The following is a 20,044-nucleotide window of genomic DNA, read 5'->3' on the forward strand; positions in this document are numbered from 1 at the left end:
TGATGCTATGCGGGCCTTGCCCCGCCAACGGATGAAAGTCAACTATGTGTGGAATTGTCGGTGTCGTTAGTGGCGCCCCTGTCAATCAGCTGATTTATGACGCGCTGTTGTTGTTGCAGCACCGCGGCCAGGATGCTGCAGGTATCGTCACCCAGCAAGGGCGCAAATTTTTCATGCACAAGGCCAAGGGTATGGTCAAAGATGTGTTTCGCACCCGCAACATGCGCGCTTTGCCCGGCAACTGCGGCCTGGGCCAGGTGCGTTACCCCACGGCGGGCAATGCATTCAGCGAGGAAGAGGCACAGCCTTTCTACGTGAATGCACCTTTTGGCATTGTGCTGGTGCACAACGGCAACTTGACCAACGCACAGGCGCTCAAGGCTGATCTGTTCAATACCGACCACCGCCACATCAATACCGAGAGCGATTCCGAAGTGTTGCTCAACGTGCTGGCCGATGAGCTGGACAAAGCCACCCGGGGCAAGGTGCTGCATGAGCAGGATGTGTTTGCTGCTGTGCGTGCGGTGCACAAACGCATCCGGGGCTCTTACGCCGTGATCGCGTTGATCGCTGGCCATGGCTTGCTGGCTTTCCGCGATCCTTACGGTATTCGTCCGTTGTGCATTGGCCGCAGTACCGCTGACAACACGGTCATGCTGGCCAGCGAATCGGTGGTGCTCGAAGGAACGGGCCACGTGCTGGAGCGTGACATTCAGCCCGGCGAGGCTGTTTTTATCGATCTGAAAGGCCAGATGACAGCACAGCAGTGTGCTGACACACCGCGCCTGAGTCCGTGCATTTTTGAGTACGTGTATCTGGCACGCCCTGACTCCGTGATGGATGGCATTTCGGTGTACCAGGCGCGCCTGAACCTGGGCGAGACGCTGGCCAAGCGCGTGGTCTCTACCGTGCCACCGAGAGAAATCGACGTGGTCATCCCGATCCCTGAGTCCAGCCGTCCCAGTGCCATGCAGTTAGCCCAGTTACTGGGCCTGCCTTACCGCGAAGGTTTCGTGAAGAACCGCTACGTCGGGCGCACCTTCATCATGCCGGGTCAGGGCGTGCGCAAAAAATCGGTGCGCCAGAAGCTCAACGTGACTGCCAGTGAGTTCAAGGGCCGCAACGTCCTGCTGGTGGACGACTCCATCGTGCGCGGCACCACCAGCCGCGAAATCGTACAAATGGCCCGTGAGGCGGGGGCCAACAAGGTCTATCTGGCCAGTGCGGCACCCCCAGTGCGCTACCCGAACGTGTATGGCATCGATATGCCTACCAGCAGCGAACTGGTGGCGCACGACCGCACCGTCGAGCAGGTGCGCCAGGTGATTGGCTGCGATGCACTGATCTACCAGGACGTGGACGGTATGAAGAAAGCGATTGGTGCCCTCAACCCCCACATCGCTGACTTTGATGCCTCGTGCTTCGATGGCGTGTACGTGACGGGCGATATCACCGTGGCCGATATAGAACGCCTCAACGATGAACGACCCGCCGGGCAAGAGGATGCAGAAGACACTTCGCGGCTGGCTCTGCCCAATGCGCACGACGCTTGAGGCGTTTGCTGTCTGTGCCGCCACCAGAAAAGATTGAGTCCATGAACCACGAATTACCTGCCGGCTTGCATCCCGACACGCTCGCGGTGCGCCAGGCCATTGCGCGCAGCCCCTATGGCGAGCACTCCGAGGCACTGTACCTGACCAGCAGCTTTGTGCAGCCCGATGCCGCTACAGCCGCATTGCGCTTTGCAGGCGCCGAGGAGGGATACACCTATTCGCGCACCTCCAATCCCACCGTGACCAGCTTTGAGCAGCGTCTGGCCGCGCTCGAAGGCACCGAAACCGCGATTGGCACTTCCAGCGGCATGTCGGCCATCTTGCTGATGTGCATGGCGTTGCTCAAGGCGGGCGACCATGTGATCTGCTCGCAGTCGATGTTTGGTTCCACCATGAACCTGATCGGCAAGGAGTTTGCACGGTTTGGGGTGCAGTCCAGCTTTGTCTCGCAAACGGATGCGGCAGCCTGGCAGGCCGCGCTGCGACCCGAGACGCGGCTGATGTTTGCCGAAACACCCACCAACCCTCTGACCGATTTGTGCGATATCCGTGCGCTGGCCGACATTGCCCATGGCGCTGGCGTGCTGCTGGCCGTGGACAACTGTTTTGCCTCGCCTGCATTGCAGCAACCTGCCCGGTGGGGGGCTGATCTGGTGATCCATTCGGGCACCAAGTTTCTCGATGGACAAGGCCGTGTGATGGCCGGTGCGGTGTGCGGGCCGCGCGCATTGATTGATGACAAGCTGGCGCCGTTGATCCGCAGCGCAGGCATGAACCTGTCCCCCTTCAACGCCTGGGTGGTGCTCAAAGGCATGGAGACGCTGTCTCTGCGCGTCAAGGCGCAAAGTGCCAACGCCCTGGCGTTGGCACAGTGGTTGCAGGGGCATCCATCCGTGGCGCGGGTGTACTACCCCGGGCTGGATTCGCATCCGCAGCACGCACTGGCCATGCGCCAGCAGTCGGGGCTGGGCGGCGCAGTGCTGTCCTTCGATGTGCGTGCCAGCGACCCCGAAACCGCCCGCACCCGGGCCTTCCACGCCATTGACAGTACGCGCGTGTGCAGCATCACCGCCAACCTCGGCGACACCAAGACCACCATCACCCATCCGGCCAGCACCTCGCACGGTCGCCTGACGGAGGCGCAGCGCCAGGCTGCAGGCCTTGGCCAGGGATTGATCCGCGTGGCTGTGGGACTTGAATACATTGACGACTTGAAAACGGACCTCGCCAGAGGGCTGGACACTTTGCCATGACCGACAAAAATCACACTCCTCCTCAGCATGTGCGCACGCGCTTTGCACCGTCGCCCACGGGTTTCATCCATTTGGGCAATATCCGCTCGGCGCTGTATCCGTGGGCATTTGCCCGCGCCACAGGCGGTGATTTCATCTTGCGCATTGAAGACACCGACCTGGAGCGCTCCACCCAGGCGGCAGTGGATGTGATTCTGGAGGGCATGCACTGGCTGGGCATGGATCCCGATGAAGGCCCGTTCTACCAAATGCAGCGCATGGACCGCTACAAAGAGGTACTGGCGCAGCTACAGGCGGCAGGCCATGTCTATCCCTGCTACATGAGCGTGGTCGAACTGGATGCCCTGCGTGAGAAGCAGATGGCCGCCAAAGAAAAGCCCCGCTACGACGGCACCTGGCGCCCGGAGTCCGGCAAAACGCTGCCTCCGGTGCCGGAAGGCGTACAGCCGGTACTGCGCTTCAAAAACCCGCAAGGCGGTGTGGTGGCCTGGGACGACAAGGTCAAAGGCCGCATCGAGATTCGCAACGATGAGCTCGATGATCTGGTGATTGCCCGACCCGACGGCACCCCTACCTACAACTTCTGTGTGGTGGTGGATGACATTGATATGGCCATCACCCACGTGATTCGGGGTGATGACCACGTCAACAACACGCCCCGGCAGATCAACATCTTCCGCGCACTGGGTAAAGAACCACCGGTGTACGCCCACTTGCCCACGGTGCTCAACGAGCAAGGCGAGAAGATGAGCAAGCGCAACGGTGCCAAGCCCGTCACGCAGTACCGCGATGAAGGCTTTTTGCCCGATGCTATGGTGAACTACCTGGCGCGCCTGGGCTGGAGCCATGGCGACGATGAAATCTTCAGCCGTGCACAGTTCATTGAATGGTTCAACCTGGACCACCTGGGGCGCAGCGCTGCCCAGTTTGATGAGGCCAAGCTGCGCTGGGTGAACGCCCAGCACCTCAAGGCCATGTCTGATGATGCTTTGGCCGCTTTGATATCGCCCCAGTTAGTGCAGCGTGGTATTGCCCCTGAGGCTCTGGACGATGGCCGCTTGCCCCGTATTTGCGCACTGTTCAAAGACCGCTGTGACACCACTGTGGCCTTGGCTGATTGGGCGCTGGTGTTTTATGGCAGCACGGTCGAGCCTTCCGCTGAGGAGCGGGCGCAGCACGTGACCGCAGCGATTGCTCCGGCACTCGATGCATTGGCGGCTGCGCTGGAGGAGTGTGTGTGGGACAAGGCTTCGATTGCTGCCACCTTCAAGCAGGTGCTGACCGCCCAGGGTCTGAAAATGCCGCAACTGGCCATGCCCGTGCGTGTTGTGACCGTCGGTACGGCCCATACGCCGTCCGTAGATGCCGTGCTTGAATTGGTCGGAAAAGAAAAAGTTATCGAAAGATTGCGAAACCACTGAAAAACCTGTCTATAATTCGAGGCTCAGATGATGACAACAAACACACAGTGAATGTTGTTGCATAGTGGGGGTATAGCTCAGCTGGGAGAGCGCTTGCATGGCATGCAAGAGGTCATCGGTTCGATCCCGTTTACCTCCACCAAATTTGTCTGTTAACGGTTAGTTCCAAGGTTTTGACCCCATCGTCTAGAGGCCTAGGACATCACCCTTTCACGGTGAGTACCGGGGTTCGAATCCCCGTGGGGTCGCCAAGTTGTAGCGCTTGGCTTGTGTGATGAATACAAGCGAAAGCTGCCTGCCAGGAGTGGTAGTTCAGTTGGTTAGAATACCGGCCTGTCACGCCGGGGGTCGCGGGTTCGAGTCCCGTCCACTCCGCCATAAAAGCAAACGCCACAATCAAATTTTTTTGGTTGTGGCGTTTTTGTTTTGGGATTCAATATGGCCGCAGAGTGCAGCCATACAGCGCTAACAGCTATCAAAAGCAGAGCGATCCCAGTGTGCTTTCAGCGCCGCCCGCCCAGCAGTCCACCGCCTATCTTGAGCAAATCGCTCAACCCCACCTGACCGTCACCGTCTTGGTCGAGCAGGCTGCCCAGCAGACCACCACCCAGACCGCCCTGTTGTTGCGCGCGCTCTTTTTCTTGATTCAGAACCTGGCCCAGGCTGCCGGCGTCCATGCCGCCAGCGTTCATGCGCTGCGCGAGGAAGGACATCACGATCGGTGCCAGCATTTGCAGCAACTGCCCGGCATTGGCACCCAGCCCGGTGGCTTGGCCCAGACCCGCCTCAGCGCGCTGCTGGTTGCCGCCAAAAATGTGGCCCAGGATGGCTGCGCCATCCAGCTGGCCACCGCCTGCACTGCTGCTGGCGCCTCCTCCCAGCAGTGAGCCCAGCAGCCCGCCCAGATCGGCACCACCGCTGTGGTTGCGCTGCAATGCACCAAAAAGATCCATCGCGCCCTGGGGCTGGGCCGCATTGCGCCCCAAACTGCCCAGCAGCAGTGGCAAGGCAGCACTGACGGCAGTCTCGGTTTGCGAAGTGCTGGTTCCCAGTTGCTGGGCCATTTGCTGGAGCGGGGCGCCCTGGAGCTGGGCCATCAGTTCGCTGACCAGAGAGGTGGGGGAGTTCATCAGGAATCCTTTCAGAAAGAGGTGGAGCCCATCAGGTTCCACTGGACATAGTAGGCCACAACAGTGCCCCGCCGATCTGGCTCGCTTATCACGCAGCGACGGTCTGCACGCGGTAGTTTTCGGTGCCTTGGGCCCAGGCCAGCAGGCGGTCGATGTTGGGGTGTTTGCCGGGAAAGGCGTGTGCGTCTGCCGTGTGTTCGGCATACCACTCCAGCCCCAGGCGGGCTGCGGCGGGCGTGATGCTGCCACCGTACAGCGCCGCCAGCGCGGCATACACCACCAGAGAGCCAGTCTGGCCGGGCTTGTTCTCGATGGTGGCCATTGCTTGCCCGTCAGTGTCCAGCACATGGAGTGCGGCGAGGTGGCTGGCGGAGGGAAGTTGTTTCAGGCGGTCTGCGAAGTTCATCAGATAAAAATATAGAGCTAAATCGGCCGCTAGCGCTTTATTGGTGCGCGCTAGCAGCTCCTAAAAGCGTAGCAAGTTATGCGGAAATAGTGGTTGATGTTTGCGGGCGGGGCATTACTTGCCCCAGCTGTCCTTCAACCCCACCGCCAGGTTAAACACCGGCTTGCCTGCCTGATGGTCGATGCGATCGGCCACAAAGTAGCCGTGGCGCTCAAACTGGAATTTGTCGTCGGGCTGGGCGTTGGCCAATGACGGCTCGACGATGGCGGTCACCACCTTCAGGCTGTTCGGGTTCAGGCATTGCAGGAAGTCTTTGCCGCCTGCATCGGGCTGCGCATCCAGGAACAGGCGGTCGTACATGCGCACTTCGGCGCTCACGCCGTCTGCCACGCCCACCCAGGTGATGGCGGCTTTCACCTTCACGCTGTCGGCGCCGGGGGTGCCGCTTTTGGTGTCCCCCACCACGGTGGCCAGCACTTCGGTGATCTGGCCGTTGGCATCTTTCGTGCAGCCGGTGCATTCAATGACGTAGCCGCCCTTGAGGCGCACCTTGTTGCCGGGGAACAGGCGCTTGTAGCCCTTGGGCGGCACTTCTTCAAAGTCTTCGCGCTCGATCCAGACTTCCTTGCCGATGGTGAAGTGGCGGGTGGGCGACTCCACGCCTTCGGGCGGGTGGGGCAGGGCGGGCAGTTGGCAGGGCTCCAGGTAGCCTGCGGCAAAAACCTCGTCCCAGTTGGTCAGTACCAGCTTGACGGGGTTGAGTACGGCCATGCCCCGGTGGGCGGTCAGTTCGAGGGTTTCGCGCAGGCAGCCTTCGAGGGTGCTGTAGTCGATCCAGCTGTCGCTTTTGGTCACGCCGATGCGTTCGGCAAACAGTTGCAGCGCTTGGGGCGTGTAACCCCGGCGGCGCAGCCCGACTATTGTTGGCATGCGCGGATCGTCCCAGCCACTCACTTTGTGTTCGTTGACCAACTGGGCCAGTTTGCGTTTGCTGGTCACCACGTAGGTCAGGTTCAGGCGCGCAAATTCGTACTGGTGCGGCGGCGGGCTGGCCAGCAGGCCGCCTTCTATCAGGCGTTGCAGCAGCCAGTCGTAGAACGGGCGCTGGTCTTCAAATTCGAGCGTGCAAATGCTGTGGGTGATTTGCTCCAGCGCGTCCTCAATCGGGTGCGCGAAGGTGTACATGGGGTAGATGCACCATTGGTCGCCCGTGTGGTGGTGCGTGGCGCGGCGGATGCGGTAGATGGCCGGGTCGCGCAGGTTGATGTTGGGGCTGGCCATGTCGATTTTTGCTCGCAAAACCATAGCGCCATCCGCATGCTGGCCGTCCCTCATCTCCCGAAAACGCATTAAATTCTCGGCGGGGGGGCGGCTGCGGTAGGGGCTGTCGATGCCGGGCTTGCCGAAGTCGCCCCGGTTGGCGCGCATGTCCTCGGCGCTTTGTTCATCGACGTAGGCGTGGCCCGCTTCAATCAGGTATTCGGCAGCGCGGTACATGAAGTCGAAGTAGTCGCTGGCCTGGTAGGGGGCGGCGCCCGCGCTGCCGTTCCAGTCAAAGCCCAGCCATTTCACGGCATCGATGATGCTGTTGACGTATTCGGTGTCTTCTTTTTCCGGGTTGGTGTCGTCAAAGCGCAGGTGGCAGATACCGCCGTAGTCGCGCGCCAGGCCAAAGTTGATGCAGATGCTTTTGGCGTGGCCGATGTGCAGGTAGCCGTTGGGCTCGGGCGGGAAGCGGGTGCGGATTTTGGCGGGGTCGGGTTCGCCCTGGGCGTGGTGGGCAGCGTCGCCGGGGCTGCCAGCCCAGCGGCGGCTGGCGTAGGTGCCTTTGTCGAGGTCGTGCTCGATGATTTGGCGCAAAAAGTTGCTGGGCTTGGCAGCGTCTGTGGGGGTGTGGGTGGTGGGAAGGCTCATGGGGCCATTTTAGGTGGCTGCCCGGGGTGGGGGTTACGCACAGAAACAGGCGTGCGTACGTCCGGAAACACAGAAGATGCGCTTTCGTGCCATCCTTGCGGCTGTCTGGTGCGTTATGTACCAGCGGGGGCACGGTAGGTGCTCTGGCATCTATCCAACCAGGAGATTTTTATGACAAAAAACCGTTCTTTCCATGCCATGGCTGCTTCGGCAGGGCTGGCTTTGGCTTTGCTGGTGGGGGCAGGTGCAGCACAGGCCCGCAGTGATGTGAACTGGGCCGTGGGCATTGCCGCTCCCGGTGTGGCAGTGGGCGTGGGCAATGGCTACCCGGCGGTGGTGGCGCCCGCGCCGGTGTATTACGCGCCCCCGCCACCGGTGTATTACGCACCGCCACCCCGGCCTGTGTACTACGCACCACCGCAGCCGGTGTATTACGCACCGCCTGCCTACGTGGCACCGCCTCCTGGTTATTACTACCGTGATGGTGGTCGCCACCACCGCCACCGTGGTCACGGCCATGGCCATGGCCACCGCGATGACCGGGGTGGTCGGGGCGACCGCTGGGATCGCCGCTGACACCAGTGCGTGCAGCAGTTGTTGTGCGCGCAGGCGGCCTTTGGGGGCCGCCTTTTGCATGGGGCGCCGCATAATCGCGCGTTTGTGCCCACCAGCGGCCTGTGCTGGCCGGGCGCTTGGCAAAGGGAGCAGTGCTTGTGAAAACCGTTTTTGTCCTCAATGGCCCCAACCTCAACCTGCTGGGCACGCGCGAGCCCGCCGTGTATGGCGCACACACGCTGGCCGATGTGGGGCAGATGTGTGCCGCCGCCTGCGCGCGCCATGGCCTGGCGCTGCGTTTTCACCAAAGCAACCACGAGGGCGTGCTGCTGGACTGGATTCACGAGGCCGGTCGTCTGCACGCCGCAGGTGATCTGGCCGGGGTGGTGCTCAACGCGGGTGCCTATACGCACACCAGCATCGCACTGGCCGATGCCATCAAGGGCACGGGCGTGACTTTGGTGGAGCTGCACATCAGCAATGTGTTTGCGCGTGAGAGCTTTCGCCACCACTCGTACCTGTCGGCGGTGGCGCGCGCCGTGATGTGCGGCTTTGGCGTGCAGGGCTATGGTCTGGCCATAGACGCGCTGGCCCAGATGCAGGCCGCCGCCTGAGTGCGCCCGCATTCTTTGGCCACCGTGCGAGTACGCACCGCACCCCACGCCGGACTTGTTGTCTGGAGCGCACCATGACCCCGCCCCTGCTGCACGTACCGGAAGAGGAAGTCGAGTTCACGGCCATGCGCGCCCAGGGCGCTGGTGGGCAAAACGTCAACAAGGTTTCCAGTGCGGTGCATTTGCGCTTTGACGTGGGCGCCTCATCGCTGCCCATCGACGTGAAAGCGCGCCTGCTGGCGCTGCGCGACAGCCGCATCACGCAAGACGGCGTGGTCGTCATCAAGGCCCAGCAATACCGCAGCCAGGAGCAAAACCGTGCCGATGCGCTGGCACGGCTCAACGCCTTGGTGCAAAGCGTGGCGCAGGCGCCGCTGGTGCGCCGTGCCACCAAGCCCACCTATGGCTCCAAACAGCGCCGCCTGGAAGGCAAAACCCAGCGCGGCGCCACCAAGGCCCTGCGCGCCCGGGTGCGCGACGGCAACTGACCGATTGGTGCTGCTGGTGCAACAGTGTGTAGGGGCGGCGGGGCTTGGTCGCAGCGGCGCGGCGTTTTACAGTGGGCCATTCTTCTGAAAGTACGCCATGTCCACTGCCACCCCTGTTTTTGTCGCCCCATCCACCGGTGATGCGGCCCGCGTTCCGGCCCTGTTTGTCTCGCACGGCGCCCCCTTGTTTGCCATGGAGGCGGGCAGCACCGGCCCGGCACTGGCCCGCTGGGGGCAGACACTGCGCAAAAATTTTGCCAGCCTGCGCGGCGTGGTGGTCATGTCGCCACACTGGATGGCGCCCACGCCCCGGGTCATGACCAGCGCGCAGCCCGCCACCTGGCACGACTTTGGCGGCTTTCCGCCCGCGCTGTACGCGCTGCAATACCCCGCACCGGGATCGCCCGCGCTGGCACACGAGGTGATTGCCTTGTTGCAGAGCGCAGGCATGGCCGCGCAAGGCGATGCCGAGCGGCCTTTTGACCACGGTGCCTGGGTGCCGCTGATGCACCTGTTTGCCCAGGCTGATCTGCCCGTGGTGCAGGTGGCGCTGCCCTCGCAGGCAGGCCCTGCCGAGGTCTATGCCATGGGCGTGGCCCTGCGCAGCCTGCGCCAGTCGGGGGTGCTGGTGATGGGCTCGGGCAGCATGACGCACAACCTGCGCGAGTTTTTTGGCGGCGAGCGTGAACCCGCGCCCTATGTGCTGGAGTTCAGCCGCTGGATTGAAGATACGCTGCTGCGCGGTGACTTGGCCGCGTTGCTGGACTACCGCCGCCGCGCCCCCCATGCTGCGCGTGCCCACCCCACGGACGATCATTTTCTGCCGCTGTTTTTTGCCCTGGGCGCGGCGGGCGACGACCTGCACCCCGACTACCTCAGCCGAGAGGTGATGTACGGCGTGCTGGCCATGGATGCTTTTGCTTTGCAACCACCGGTTTGAATTTGTAAAAAATGATAGCTGCTCGCGCTTGATGGGCAGGTGTCAGAGGCTGATTTGGCTGTTTTTTTAGCGAGCGAATGTTCTCACGCCGGACGCTGAAAAAAAGCGTCCAGCAGCGGCGCCAGGCTGGGGAACTCGTGGGCGAACTGCATCCGGTTGACCCAATACGCCTCGCAGGCCACGGCAAAAAACTCGGCGGGGGCGGTGGCGCCGTAGGCATCCAGCCAGGGCCAGGCGCCGCCAAAGCGCTCGGCGATGGTGACGCGCTCTTTGAACTGGGCGTAGGCGCTTTCCCAGGCTTGCCACCACAGGGCGTGGGCCGCGCGCGCGCCCTCGGTGCCCATGAAGCCTGCGGGCAGGGGCGGGCAGCCGTCGGCGCTGCCGTTGCGCATATCGAGCTTGTGGGCAAATTCGTGGATGACCACGTTGGTGCCGTGGTGCGTGCTGTGTGCGCCCGCCCGCACGTCTTGCCAGCTCAGCATGATGGGGCCGCGCTCCATGGCCTCGCCCGCCAGCACTTCGGTGTAGTGGTGCACCACACCGGCATCGTCCATGGCCTTGCGCCGGGCCAGCGCTTGCCCCGGGTGCAGCACGATGCCGACAAAATCGTCGTACCAGCCCAGTGCCTCGGTGCCGTCGCCCCAGTACAGCAGCGGCAGGCAGGCCTGGGCGGCAATGTCCACGGCCATGGCGTCGGTCACCACCAGGCCGTGGCTACCGTGAAATTCTTTGTGCGCCAGAAAAGCGGCGCTCAGGCGGCGCAGGTGCTGCGCCTCGGCGGCGTTCAGGCAGGTCAGAAACGGGTAGTGCGCCAGCGTGGCCTGCCACAGCGCATCGGGAATGTCGCGCTCGGTCACCAACGCAGCCAGCGGGGTGCGGCGGGCCAGGCGTTGGAGGGCCTGCCATAGGCGCCGCAGAACCTGCGCTGCGCCCTGCAATGCGCTCATATTCTCAAGGGGCCGGATCGGCCAGCGTGTTGATCCGCGCAAAGCCTGCGCCGGCTTGCCAGCGCAGCACCTGGGCGCGTGGCGGTGTGGCGGTGCAGTCCCAGTCGCTCAACACCACCCGGGTCAGGCCATCGGCCCATGTGTGTTCGGCGGGGCGGTGGGTGTGGCCGTGCAGCAGGGTGCGGGCACCGGCGGCTTGTAGCCAGGCGATGGCGGTGGGGCCGTCCACATCGGCATACGCCTCGCCGGACTGCTTGCGCGCCTCGCTCTCGCTGCGGATGCTGCGCGCCTGGGCGCGGCGTGCGGCCAGGGGCTGGGCCAGCACCTGCTGCTGCCAGACGGGGTTGCGCACTTGCTGGCGAAAGCGCTGGTAATCCACATCGTCCACGCACAGCAGGTCGCCGTGGCTGAGCACGATGCGTTCTTCGCCCAGCGTCAGCACCGTGGGGTCGGCCAGGCCGGTGATGCCGCAGTGGCGCAAAAACGCCTCGCCCGCCAGAAAGTCGCGGTTGCCGTGCATGAAAAAAACAGGCTGGCGCCGGGCGCTGGCTTGCAGCACGGCGCAGCAATGGGCCTCAAAGCTGCCGGGCTCTTGCAGGGCATCGTCGCCCACCCACACTTCAAACAGATCGCCCAGAATGAACAGGGCGTCGGCGGGCGTGGTGTGGAGCAGCTGCTGCCAAGCGGCCAAGGTGGCCGGGTCGCTGGCCTGCAAGTGCAGGTCGGAAATGAAATCGACCGTGCGCCAGTGCGAAGGAGCCACAAGCTCTTCGAACCGGGGCACGGTCGGCGTCATGGTGGCAGGGCAGGGGCTGCGAACCAGGTGGCTGCCTTACAGCGCCACAGCCTTTTCGATGACCACGTCTTCCTTGGGCACGTCGTCATGGAAGCCGCTGCGACCGGTCTTGACGGCCTTGATTTTGTCCACCACCTCGGTGCCCGAAATCACCTTGCCAAATACGGCATAGCCCCAGCCCTGCGGTGTGGGAGAGGTGTGGTTGAGGAAGCTGTTGTCCGTCACGTTGATGAAGAACTGCGCTGTGGCCGAGTGCGGGTCGCTGGTGCGGGCCATGGCCACGGTGTAGTTGGCGTTTTTCAGGCCGTTCTGTGCTTCGTTCTGGATGGGAGCGACCAGAGTCGATTCTTTTTGCTTCATGCCGGGTTCAAAGCCGCCGCCTTGCACCATGAAGCCAGGGATCACGCGGTGAAAAATGGTGTTGTTGTAGTGGCCGTTGTTGACGTAGGCCAGGAAGTTCTCGACCGACTTGGGCGCTTTGGCCGCATCGAGTTCGAGGGTGATGACGCCGTAGTTGGCGATGTGCAGTTCGACTTGGGGGTTGCTCATGGCAAGGTCTTTCAAAAAAGAAGGGTTTTACTTCACCAACGTGGCGGAAGTGATGGTGATGGGGGTGGTGGGCACGTTCTGGTGGCCGCCCTTGTTGCCGGTGGCCACGGCCTTGATTTTGTCCACCACGTCGGTGCCCTTGACCACTTTGCCGAACACGGCATAGCCATGGCCGTCAGGCTGCGGGGCGTTGAGCATGGCGTTGTCTTTGACGTTGATGAAGAACTGCGCCGTGGCCGAGTTCGGGTTGCCGGTGCGCGCCATGGCGATGGTGTAGGTGTCGTTCTTCAGGCCATTGCCCGCTTCCAGGGGAATGGGTGCCTTGGTGGGCTTTTGCACCATGTCGGCGGTAAAACCACCGCCTTGCACCATGAAACCGTCGATGACACGGTGGAAGATGGTGCCGTCGTAGTGCTTGTCTTTCACGTAGGACAGAAAGTTCTCGACCGTCTTGGGTGCCTTGGCCGGGTCGAGCTGCACCACGATGTCGCCCATGGAGGTGGCCAGTTTGACCTGGGGCGCGTCTTGCGCCTGGGCCATGGGTGCTACTGAAAACATAGCTGCTAGCGCAATACCAGCAAGCGTTAGAGTCGATTTTCTCTTGGAAATCATCCGGTCACTCCTTCGTAGAATATTTGCCACTGCGTGCCCTTGCGCGTCCAGTATTGGCGCCGCGTGGTGCCAGTGCGCGCGCCTTCGGGGACTTCGCCAAACGTCACCACCATGGTGTCCTGGCTGTCTGTCCAGCGCAGATAGGATTTGTCTTTGATTTCGATGCTGCGCCCGCGCTGGTCGGGGGGCGGGGTCAGCGTGGTCAGCCACTGCGCCAGCGGTTGCTCTGAGGCGCTTTTGAAGTCAGGGGCGTAAAAGCGTTGCAGGCTGGCCAGGTCGCCCTGGGATTTTGCGGCGCGCCAGGCGTTGAGCACGGCGTCAAACTGTTGGCGCTCGGTTTGCACGCTGTCGGGGGCCACCCAGCGCAGTTGCTGTGCGATCACCACGGGGGTGGAGCGTTCGACGGTGCGCAGCAGGCGCTCCAGATCGGGGTTGGCAATGGCCACACAGCCATCGGTGGCCAACGGCGCGCGCGCAAACTGCTCGGGCGGTGTGCCGTGCAGCCAGATGCCGCTGCCGGTTTTGCCACGGCTTTGGTCGAGCGGATTGGGGTAGTTCAGGGGCAGGGCGCCGGCGCCGTAGAAGTCGCGCAGCGTTGCCGGATCCAGGCGGCTGGTGATGAAGTACACGCCCAGCGGCGTGCGCTGGTCGCCTTCGACGTATTTGTCGATGCCCAGCTTGCCCACCGAGGCGTAGTAATCGGCCACCAGGCGCATGCCCTGGGCCGAGTTCTCAAACAAATACAACCGTGAGCGCGAGGCATCGACCGCCACCGCATGGCGCTGGCGTGGCGACAGGGCCAGGAATTGCGCCGGAATGGTGTTGGCCGGGGGGCGGGCGTGTTGCGCCTGTAGCCGCTGGCGGGATTCTTCGCGCAGCACGCTCAGGGTGTCGGTGGTGCCCACAATGCCTGCCACATGGGCGCCCGGCACAGCACCCACCTGGCGCAGCGGGCGTGCGCGTGCCGCCAGCAAATCGCCCAGTACCAGTTGTGCCAATTGGAAGTTGGGGTGGTCGCGCACCAGGTTTTCGGCATCGGTCAGCGCCTGGCGTTGTTGTCCCTGGCCGATGAGCTGGTAGATGGCCAGCAGCCGCGTTTCAGCCTGCCCGTCGATCAGTGCTGCCCGTGGAACGGTTTTCTTGGGGGCGCTGGCCGTGGGCTTGGTAGGGCGTTTGCTGGGCTTGTTGTCTTGCGCCCAAGCGGTGCCCGGCATGCCCAGTGCGCATACTAAGGCGCTGGCCAGCACCCAGTGGCCCCGCGCAGGGTGTGAGAAAAAGATGTCGGCGTTCAAATCGCTGTCTGTATATCTATCCAGGCCGCCCGCGCCGGGCAGCTGGCGTCAGTTGCCCACAGATTCGCGCACGATGAGCCATTGGTTTTGCACTTTGACCATCTCCAGCGTCTTGCGGCTTTGGGTGTTGAGTGCGCCTGCGCTGTAGCTTTGGCGAAACCGTGCCGTGGCCTTGGTGCCTGCCACTTTGACTTGCAGGTCATCAATTTTGACGCTGATGCGCGATTTGCCCACGATGCGATCGCGGCGCTCGGTCTCCCAGGCTTTGCGGCTTTGTTTGCCCGCAGGCACGAAGTCTTTGCCGTAAGCGCTGAGGTAAGAGGGCATGTCTTTGGCGGCCCAGGCCTTGGCCCAGTCTTGCACTGCGCTGGTTATGTCGCGCACTGCGGCCGCATCGGGCGCGGGTGCTGCCGGGGCGGGCGCTGGCGCTGGAGGTGCTGGTTTTGCTGCGGGTGCAGCCGCCGGGGCGGGCTGTGCAGGGGCTGCGACCGCCGGTGCGGCAGCAGGAGAAGGTGCCGTCGATGCCTGTGCCGGGGCTGCCACGGGTGCCGCAGGCACTGGGGGAGCCGCCGGGGCGGGGGGCGGTGTTGCTGCAACTTTGGTGGCGTCTTTGCCGCCAGCGCCTGCCACGGGCGAGACCAGATCGCGGATCAGCCCCAGCTTGGGCTGCACCGTTGCGGCCTGGGTAGCGTCCAGTTGCAGTGCCTTGTTGTAGGCCTGGCTGGCCAGGCGGGCATAGACATCGCCCAGGTTTTCGTGGGCCGTGGCGTAGCTGGGATTGGTACGGATGGCCATCTCCAGCGCGGCACGGGCCTTGTCAAACTGGTTTTGGCTGGCGTACAGCACGGCCAGGTTGTTGTAGGGCTCAGGCAGCTCGGGATAGTCTTGCGTGAGTTTGGAAAAAGCGGCGATGGCCTCGGTGGGCTTGCCCGCCTCGGTCAGTGCCACGCCGCGCAGGAAACGCAGCTGTGGATCGCGCGGTTTGGCCACCAGGAGCTGGTCTGCCTTGGCCAGTGCTTCGGCGGCTTTGCCGGTGCGCAGCAACTGGGCAATGTCGCCATATTCGTTGGCGTGGGCAGCGCTGGCACCCAGCAGTGCAGTCAGTGCCAGCAGGCGCAGAACATCGGAAAAATTGCGGCGAACTTGCTTCATGGAGGGTGGATTGGGGGAGGAATGCGACAAGCCCCGAGGGGGCTTATACTGCGGCGAATTGTAGCTGAGGGGGGTGCCAGACCGGGGTAGCACCCCCACGGGCCGCAACACAGGCGTGTACCAGCCCAGTGGCCTGTCCCCCCGCAGCGGGCAAATTTCCCACGCCCCCGGTGAATCTGCTTCACCCTTGAATCTCCAACATTGACACCCCATGAGTTTGCGTATCTACAACACGCTGTCGCGTGCATTGGAAGCGTTTTCCCCGCTCGAACCCGGCCATGTGCGCATGTACGTCTGCGGCATGACCGTGTACGACCTGTGCCACCTGGGCCATGCCCGCTCCATGGTGGCGTTTGATGTGGTGCAGCGCTGGCTGCGCACCAGCGGCTACCGCGTGACCTACGTGCGCAACATCACCGACATCGACGACAAAATCATCCAGCGCGCCGTGCACAACGGCGAAACCATCCGCAGCCTGACCGACCGCATGATCGATGCCCTGCACCAGGATGCCGACGCGCTGGGCATAGAGCGCCCCACCCACGAGCCGCGCGCCACCGACTACGTGCCGCAGATGCTGTCGCTGATTGGCCAGCTGGCCGACAAGGGCCTGGCCTACCAGGCCGGCAATGGCGACATGAACTACGCCGTGCGCAAGTTTGCGGGCTACGGCAAGCTCTCGGGCAAGTCGCTGGATGAGTTGAATGCGGGCGAGCGCGTGGCCGTGCAAGACGGCAAGCACGATCCGCTGGACTTTGTGCTCTGGAAATCGGCCAAACCCACCGAACCGACCGAGGTGCAGTGGGACAGCCCGTTCGGCAAAGGCCGCCCCGGTTGGCACATCGAATGCTCGGCCATGGGCTGCGCACTGCTGGGCGAGAGCTTTGACATCCACGGCGGCGGCGCCGACTTGCAGTTTCCGCACCACGAAAACGAAATCGCCCAAAGCGAAGGTGCCCACGGCCAGATGCTGGCACGCACCTGGATGCACAACGGCTTCATCAACATCGACAACGAGAAGATGTCCAAATCCCTGGGCAACTTCTTCACCATCCGCGACGTGCTGCAACAGTACGACGCCGAAACGGTGCGCTTTTTTGTCGTGCGCAGCCACTACCGCAGCCCGCTCAACTACAGCGATGTGCATTTGAACGACGCCCGCGCTGCCCTCAAGCGCCTGTACACCGCCCTGAGCCTGGTCGCGCCCGCCGAGGTGGACGTGGACTGGGCCGAGCCACACGCCGCCCGCTTCAAGGCGGCCATGGACGAAGACTTTGGCACGCCCGACGCCGTGGCCGTGCTGTTTGACCTGGCCAGTGAAGTCAATCGCAGCCAGTCGGCGCAGGCTGCCGGGTTGCTCAAGCGCCTGGGCGCCTGCCTGGGGTTGCTGCAAGCCGATCCGCAGGCATTTTTGCAAGCGGGCACGGCGCTGGATGGCGCCGCCATCGAGGCGCAGATTGCCGCGCGCACCGCCGCCAAAGCCGCCAAAAACTGGGCCGAAGCCGACCGTATTCGCCAAGAGCTGCTGGCCGCTGGCATCGTGCTCAAAGACTCTGCCGCAGGCACCACCTGGGAAGCTGCCCAGTGAAAAATTTAATGGTCAAAATGGCTTCCAAAGCAGACGGGGCGTGCGGTGGTAGCTACTAAAATCATAGTTCAAGAGGGTGCAAATCTGGTCTCGCCCGCCTACTGGTCAGAGGCGCGCAAGCACCTCATGAAAAAAGACCGGGTCATGAAGCGCCTGATCCCGCAGTTGGGCGAGGCCACCTTGCAATCGCGCGGCGATGCCTTCACCACGCTGGCGCGCAGCATCGTCGGCCAGCAAATCTCGGTCAAGGCAGCGCAGACCGTCTGGGATCGCTTTGCCGCGCTGGCGCCAGCGACCATCACGCCCGCCAGTGTGCTGCGGCTCAAGGTGGACGACATGCGCGCTGCGGGCCTGTCGGCGCGCAAGGTGGACTATCTTGTGGATCTGGCGCTGCACTTTGACGCGGGCAAGCTGCACGTCGATGCCTGGCGCAGCATGGACGACGAGGCCATCATTGCCGAGCTGGTGGCCATCCGCGGCGTGGGCCGCTGGACGGCAGAAATGTTCCTGATTTTCCACCTGCTGCGGCCCAACGTGCTGCCGCTGGACGACGTGGGGCTGATCAAGGGCATCAGCCTCGGTTACTTTTCTGGCGACCCGGTCAGCCGCAGCGACGCCCGCGAGGTGGCCGAGGCCTGGAAGCCCTGGTGCAGCGTAGCCACTTGGTATATTTGGCGCTCGCTGGACCCGCAGCCGGTCGCGTACTGAACGGCACCGCGCCTGCGCCACCATCGGCCGCAGGGCGCCCTAGGAGAACCCATCTTGGCGAAAAAAACATTCCTCGACTTTGAGCAACCCATCGCAGAACTCGAAAGCAAAATTGAAGAGCTGCGCTACGTGCAAAACGAAAGTGCTGTCGATATTTCGGAAGAAATCGACCAGCTCAGCAAAAAAAGCCAGCAGCTCACCAAAGACATCTATGCGGACTTGTCGCCCTGGCAGGTTACGAAGATTGCGCGCCACCCCGAGCGCCCTTACACGCTGGACTACGTGCGCGATCTGTTCACCGACTTTGTCGAGCTGCATGGCGACCGGCATTTTGCCGACGACAAATCCATCGTCGGTGGTCTGGCGCGCTTCAATGGCCACGCCTGCATGGTGCTGGGCCAGCAAAAGGGCCGCGACACCAAAGAGCGCGCACTGCGCAACTTTGGCATGACGCGCCCCGAGGGCTACCGCAAGGCGCTGCGCCTGATGAAGACGGCAGAAAAGTTCAGCCTGCCAGTGTTCACTTTTGTCGATACACCCGGTGCCTTTCCGGGCATCGACGCTGAGGAGCGTGGCCAGTCCGAGGCCATTGGCCGCAACATCTACGAGATGGCGCAACTGGAAGTGCCCATCATCACCACCATCATTGGCGAGGGCGGCTCGGGCGGTGCGCTGGCGCTGTCGGTATGCGACCAGCTGCTGATGTTGCAGTATTCGATCTACTCCGTCATCAGCCCTGAGGGTTGCGCCTCCATCCTCTGGAAAACCAGCGACAAGGCCCAAGAGGCTGCCGAGGCCCTGGGCATCACGGCGCACCGCCTGAAGGCGCTGGGCCTGGTGGACAAAATCGTCAGCGAGCCCGTGGGCGGCGCCCACCGCGATCCCAAGCACATGGCGGCCTTGCTCAAGCGCGCACTGGGCGACGCCTTCCGCCAGGTGGCCGACCTCAAGACCAAAGAGCTGATCGAGCGCCGCTACGCGCGTTTGCAAAGCTATGGTCGTTTTACCGACACCAAGGCCGATAGCCGCTGAGCTGGCACTGCCCGGGGCGGTTTGCGCCTTGGGCTAGCCCGCTGCACTGCCATGTCCACCACCTTCGATGCTGCGATCGGCGCGTTTGTCCCGGCGCTGCCGTTGGCCGTGGGCCTGAGTGGTGGCGCGGATTCGACGGCGCTGCTGCTGGCCTGTGCGCAGCGCTGGCCGGGGCAGGTGCAGGCCATCCATGTTCATCATGGTTTGCAAGCGGCGGCAGATACCTTTGTGCAGCACTGCACTGCGTTGTGCCAGCGCCTGCGGGTGCCCTTGCTGGTGCAGCACGTGGATGCCCGCCATGCGCCCGGGCAAAGTCCTGAAGATGCCGCCCGCATCGTGCGTTACAAGGCTTTTGAGGCTGCAGCCCGCTCCCAGAAATCGCAAGCAGCTATCAAATCAATAGCTTTGGCGCAGCACGCGGATGACCAAGTAGAGACGCTGTTGCTGGCGCTGTCGCGCGGCGCGGGGGTGGCAGGGCTGGCGTCCATGCCGGCACAGTGGCAACGCGCGGGGTTGGACTGGCATCGGCCACTGCTCCAGGTGAGTGCGACCGAAGTGCGTGCCTGGCTGCGCGCACGTGGCGAGGTCTGGGTAGAAGACCCCACGAATGCCGATGAGCGCTATACCCGCAACCGCATCCGTGCGCGCCTGTTGCCGGTGCTGGAGGCGGTGTTCCCAGCGTTTCGCGACACTTTTGCGCGCAGTGCGGCGCATGCGGGCCAAGCCAAAGCGCTGTTGCAGGAACTGGCGCAGCAAGACCTGGCCGCAGTGGGCGTGCCGCCGCAGCTGGCTGTGCTGCAGGCGCTCAGCCCGGAGCGCCAGGCCAATGTGCTGCGCCACTGGCTGCTCAGCAGCCACCAGACCACGCCCGCCGCAGCGCAACTGGCAGAGTTGATGCGCCAGATCGCTGCCTGCACCACCCGTGGGCACCGGATTCACATCAAGGTGGGCAGGGGGTTCATCGAGCGCCGGGGCGCAGAGCTCGATTGGTACAATCCGCCGGTTTTGGATTAACAACTGCACGAAAAACGGCGGCGCGCCAAAACACTGTGCAACCTGCGCCGTGCTCCAGGATTTCGTCACCACACACCTCC

The 20,044-nt window shown here is 63.2% G+C and carries 20 protein-coding genes and 3 tRNA genes; 14 read left to right on the forward strand and 9 right to left on the reverse strand.

The genetic code is table 11. The features are described from left to right. Positions 1 to 44: 44 nt before the first annotated feature. The 6 genes from purF to EV674_RS06750 all read left to right on the forward strand — a co-directional run bounded on the left by purF (position 45) and on the right by EV674_RS06750 (position 4,605). Complete coding sequence (gene purF / locus EV674_RS06725) at positions 45 to 1,553, forward strand: amidophosphoribosyltransferase (RefSeq protein ID WP_119012756.1); 1,509 nt, start codon at positions 45 to 47, stop codon at positions 1,551 to 1,553. A gap of 41 nt (positions 1,554 to 1,594) precedes the next feature. Continuing rightward, positions 1,595 to 2,806, forward strand: coding sequence for an O-succinylhomoserine sulfhydrylase (locus EV674_RS06730; protein ID WP_119012755.1), 1,212 nt, complete (start codon positions 1,595 to 1,597; stop codon positions 2,804 to 2,806). Further along, positions 2,803 to 4,227, forward strand: coding sequence for a glutamate--tRNA ligase (gene gltX, locus EV674_RS06735; RefSeq protein WP_119012754.1), 1,425 nt, complete (start codon positions 2,803 to 2,805; stop codon positions 4,225 to 4,227). The genes EV674_RS06730 and gltX overlap by 4 nt, the downstream gene beginning before the upstream one ends. A 66-nt stretch (positions 4,228 to 4,293) precedes the next feature. Continuing rightward, a tRNA-Ala gene (locus tag EV674_RS06740) sits at positions 4,294 to 4,369 on the forward strand. Between the two features lie 33 nt (positions 4,370 to 4,402). Further along, positions 4,403 to 4,478, forward strand: a tRNA-Glu gene (locus EV674_RS06745). A gap of 50 nt (positions 4,479 to 4,528) precedes the next feature. Further along, positions 4,529 to 4,605 (forward strand) — tRNA-Asp (locus tag EV674_RS06750). 125 nt (positions 4,606 to 4,730) lie between these two features. On the opposite strand, the gene EV674_RS06755 is transcribed toward EV674_RS06750, so the two are convergent. The 3 genes from EV674_RS06755 to EV674_RS06765 form a co-directional block, all read right to left on the reverse strand. After that, entirely contained in the window at positions 4,731 to 5,357 is a 627-nt protein-coding gene (locus EV674_RS06755) for a DUF937 domain-containing protein (protein WP_119012753.1), read from the reverse strand. Positions 5,358 to 5,445: 88 nt separating this feature from the next. After that, positions 5,446 to 5,763, reverse strand: coding sequence for a DUF2322 family protein (locus EV674_RS06760; protein ID WP_119012752.1), 318 nt, complete (start codon positions 5,761 to 5,763; stop codon positions 5,446 to 5,448). Positions 5,764 to 5,877: 114 nt separating this feature from the next. Further along, positions 5,878 to 7,677, reverse strand: a complete 1,800-nt coding sequence (locus EV674_RS06765) for a glutamine--tRNA ligase/YqeY domain fusion protein (protein ID WP_119012751.1) — start codon at positions 7,675 to 7,677, stop codon at positions 5,878 to 5,880. A gap of 171 nt (positions 7,678 to 7,848) precedes the next feature. On the opposite strand from EV674_RS06765, the gene EV674_RS06770 reads away from it, so the two are divergent. The 4 genes from EV674_RS06770 (at position 7,849) to EV674_RS06785 (ending at position 10,274) form a co-directional block, all read left to right on the forward strand. Beyond that, positions 7,849 to 8,253 carry a hypothetical protein gene (locus tag EV674_RS06770; protein ID WP_119012750.1) on the forward strand — a complete coding sequence of 135 codons (405 nt, stop codon included), beginning with the start codon at positions 7,849 to 7,851 and terminating at the stop codon, positions 8,251 to 8,253. A gap of 131 nt (positions 8,254 to 8,384) precedes the next feature. Then, on the forward strand, positions 8,385 to 8,846 hold the full coding sequence (gene aroQ, locus EV674_RS06775) for a type II 3-dehydroquinate dehydratase (protein ID WP_119012831.1): 462 nt from the start codon (positions 8,385 to 8,387) through the stop codon (positions 8,844 to 8,846). A 74-nt stretch (positions 8,847 to 8,920) separates the two neighbouring features. Then, positions 8,921 to 9,334, forward strand: a complete 414-nt coding sequence (gene arfB, locus EV674_RS06780) for an alternative ribosome rescue aminoacyl-tRNA hydrolase ArfB (RefSeq protein WP_119012749.1) — start codon at positions 8,921 to 8,923, stop codon at positions 9,332 to 9,334. Between the two features lie 97 nt (positions 9,335 to 9,431). Beyond that, entirely contained in the window at positions 9,432 to 10,274 is an 843-nt protein-coding gene (locus tag EV674_RS06785) for a DODA-type extradiol aromatic ring-opening family dioxygenase (protein ID WP_119012748.1), read from the forward strand. An 83-nt stretch (positions 10,275 to 10,357) separates the two neighbouring features. Here the strand turns inward: EV674_RS06785 and EV674_RS06790 are convergent, their stop codons facing one another. The 6 genes from EV674_RS06790 to EV674_RS06815 form a co-directional block, all read right to left on the reverse strand. Next, positions 10,358 to 11,221 carry a M90 family metallopeptidase gene (locus EV674_RS06790; protein WP_119012747.1) on the reverse strand — a complete coding sequence of 288 codons (864 nt, stop codon included), beginning with the start codon at positions 11,219 to 11,221 and terminating at the stop codon, positions 10,358 to 10,360. 4 nt (positions 11,222 to 11,225) lie between these two features. After that, complete coding sequence (locus tag EV674_RS06795; protein ID WP_119012746.1) at positions 11,226 to 12,017, reverse strand: UDP-2,3-diacylglucosamine diphosphatase; 792 nt, start codon at positions 12,015 to 12,017, stop codon at positions 11,226 to 11,228. Between the two features lie 36 nt (positions 12,018 to 12,053). Further along, positions 12,054 to 12,566 carry a peptidylprolyl isomerase gene (locus EV674_RS06800; RefSeq protein WP_119012745.1) on the reverse strand — a complete coding sequence of 171 codons (513 nt, stop codon included), beginning with the start codon at positions 12,564 to 12,566 and terminating at the stop codon, positions 12,054 to 12,056. Between the two features lie 27 nt (positions 12,567 to 12,593). After that, on the reverse strand, positions 12,594 to 13,178 hold the full coding sequence (locus tag EV674_RS06805; protein WP_119012744.1) for a peptidylprolyl isomerase: 585 nt from the start codon (positions 13,176 to 13,178) through the stop codon (positions 12,594 to 12,596). Continuing rightward, positions 13,175 to 14,392 (reverse strand): L,D-transpeptidase family protein, encoded by a 1,218-nt coding sequence (locus EV674_RS06810; RefSeq protein ID WP_119012830.1) that lies wholly within the window; start codon positions 14,390 to 14,392, stop codon positions 13,175 to 13,177. Before EV674_RS06810 ends, EV674_RS06805 begins: the two co-directional genes overlap by 4 nt. Positions 14,393 to 14,518: 126 nt before the next feature. Next, a complete protein-coding gene (locus EV674_RS06815) occupies positions 14,519 to 15,622 on the reverse strand; it encodes a nuclear transport factor 2 family protein (protein ID WP_119012743.1) in 1,104 nt (367 codons plus the stop codon). A gap of 211 nt (positions 15,623 to 15,833) precedes the next feature. Between EV674_RS06815 and cysS the strand changes: the two genes are divergently transcribed. From cysS to tilS, 4 genes are all read left to right on the forward strand, one after another. Continuing rightward, positions 15,834 to 17,210, forward strand: a complete 1,377-nt coding sequence (gene cysS / locus EV674_RS06820; protein WP_119012742.1) for a cysteine--tRNA ligase — start codon at positions 15,834 to 15,836, stop codon at positions 17,208 to 17,210. A gap of 144 nt (positions 17,211 to 17,354) precedes the next feature. Continuing rightward, the gene (locus EV674_RS06825; RefSeq protein ID WP_374761671.1) at positions 17,355 to 17,918 is read left to right on the forward strand and encodes a DNA-3-methyladenine glycosylase family protein; all 564 of its coding nucleotides are present in this window, start codon (positions 17,355 to 17,357) and stop codon (positions 17,916 to 17,918) included. Positions 17,919 to 17,972: 54 nt separating this feature from the next. After that, on the forward strand, positions 17,973 to 18,950 hold the full coding sequence (locus tag EV674_RS06830; protein ID WP_119012740.1) for an acetyl-CoA carboxylase carboxyltransferase subunit alpha: 978 nt from the start codon (positions 17,973 to 17,975) through the stop codon (positions 18,948 to 18,950). Between the two features lie 51 nt (positions 18,951 to 19,001). Further along, positions 19,002 to 19,964, forward strand: a complete 963-nt coding sequence (gene tilS / locus EV674_RS06835; protein WP_119012739.1) for a tRNA lysidine(34) synthetase TilS — start codon at positions 19,002 to 19,004, stop codon at positions 19,962 to 19,964. The last annotated feature ends 80 nt before the right edge of the window (positions 19,965 to 20,044 follow it).

The organism is Simplicispira metamorpha (assembly GCF_004341365.1).
GTDB lineage: Bacteria > Pseudomonadota > Gammaproteobacteria > Burkholderiales > Burkholderiaceae_C > Simplicispira > Simplicispira metamorpha.

Bases quoted from the DNA above. Each gene is read 5' to 3' on its own strand.
- EV674_RS06770 (WP_119012750.1), top strand. From the start codon at position 7,849: ATGACAAAAAACCGTTCTTTCCATGCCATGGCTGCTTCGGCAGGGCTG.
- EV674_RS06810 (WP_119012830.1), bottom strand. From the start codon at position 14,392: ATGCCGGGCACCGCTTGGGCGCAAGACAACAAGCCCAGCAAACGCCCT.
- EV674_RS06790 (WP_119012747.1), bottom strand. From the start codon at position 11,221: ATGAGCGCATTGCAGGGCGCAGCGCAGGTTCTGCGGCGCCTATGGCAG.
- cysS (WP_119012742.1), top strand. From the start codon at position 15,834: ATGAGTTTGCGTATCTACAACACGCTGTCGCGTGCATTGGAAGCGTTT.
- gltX (WP_119012754.1), top strand. From the start codon at position 2,803: ATGACCGACAAAAATCACACTCCTCCTCAGCATGTGCGCACGCGCTTT.
- purF (WP_119012756.1), top strand. From the start codon at position 45: ATGTGTGGAATTGTCGGTGTCGTTAGTGGCGCCCCTGTCAATCAGCTG.
- EV674_RS06765 (WP_119012751.1), bottom strand. From the start codon at position 7,677: ATGAGCCTTCCCACCACCCACACCCCCACAGACGCTGCCAAGCCCAGC.
- EV674_RS06815 (WP_119012743.1), bottom strand. From the start codon at position 15,622: ATGAAGCAAGTTCGCCGCAATTTTTCCGATGTTCTGCGCCTGCTGGCA.
- tilS (WP_119012739.1), top strand. From the start codon at position 19,002: ATGTCCACCACCTTCGATGCTGCGATCGGCGCGTTTGTCCCGGCGCTG.
- EV674_RS06805 (WP_119012744.1), bottom strand. From the start codon at position 13,178: ATGATTTCCAAGAGAAAATCGACTCTAACGCTTGCTGGTATTGCGCTA.
- arfB (WP_119012749.1), top strand. From the start codon at position 8,921: ATGACCCCGCCCCTGCTGCACGTACCGGAAGAGGAAGTCGAGTTCACG.
- EV674_RS06795 (WP_119012746.1), bottom strand. From the start codon at position 12,017: ATGACGCCGACCGTGCCCCGGTTCGAAGAGCTTGTGGCTCCTTCGCAC.
- EV674_RS06800 (WP_119012745.1), bottom strand. From the start codon at position 12,566: ATGAGCAACCCCCAAGTCGAACTGCACATCGCCAACTACGGCGTCATC.
- EV674_RS06785 (WP_119012748.1), top strand. From the start codon at position 9,432: ATGTCCACTGCCACCCCTGTTTTTGTCGCCCCATCCACCGGTGATGCG.
- EV674_RS06760 (WP_119012752.1), bottom strand. From the start codon at position 5,763: ATGAACTTCGCAGACCGCCTGAAACAACTTCCCTCCGCCAGCCACCTC.
- EV674_RS06825 (WP_374761671.1), top strand. From the start codon at position 17,355: ATGAAGCGCCTGATCCCGCAGTTGGGCGAGGCCACCTTGCAATCGCGC.
- EV674_RS06730 (WP_119012755.1), top strand. From the start codon at position 1,595: ATGAACCACGAATTACCTGCCGGCTTGCATCCCGACACGCTCGCGGTG.
- EV674_RS06755 (WP_119012753.1), bottom strand. From the start codon at position 5,357: ATGAACTCCCCCACCTCTCTGGTCAGCGAACTGATGGCCCAGCTCCAG.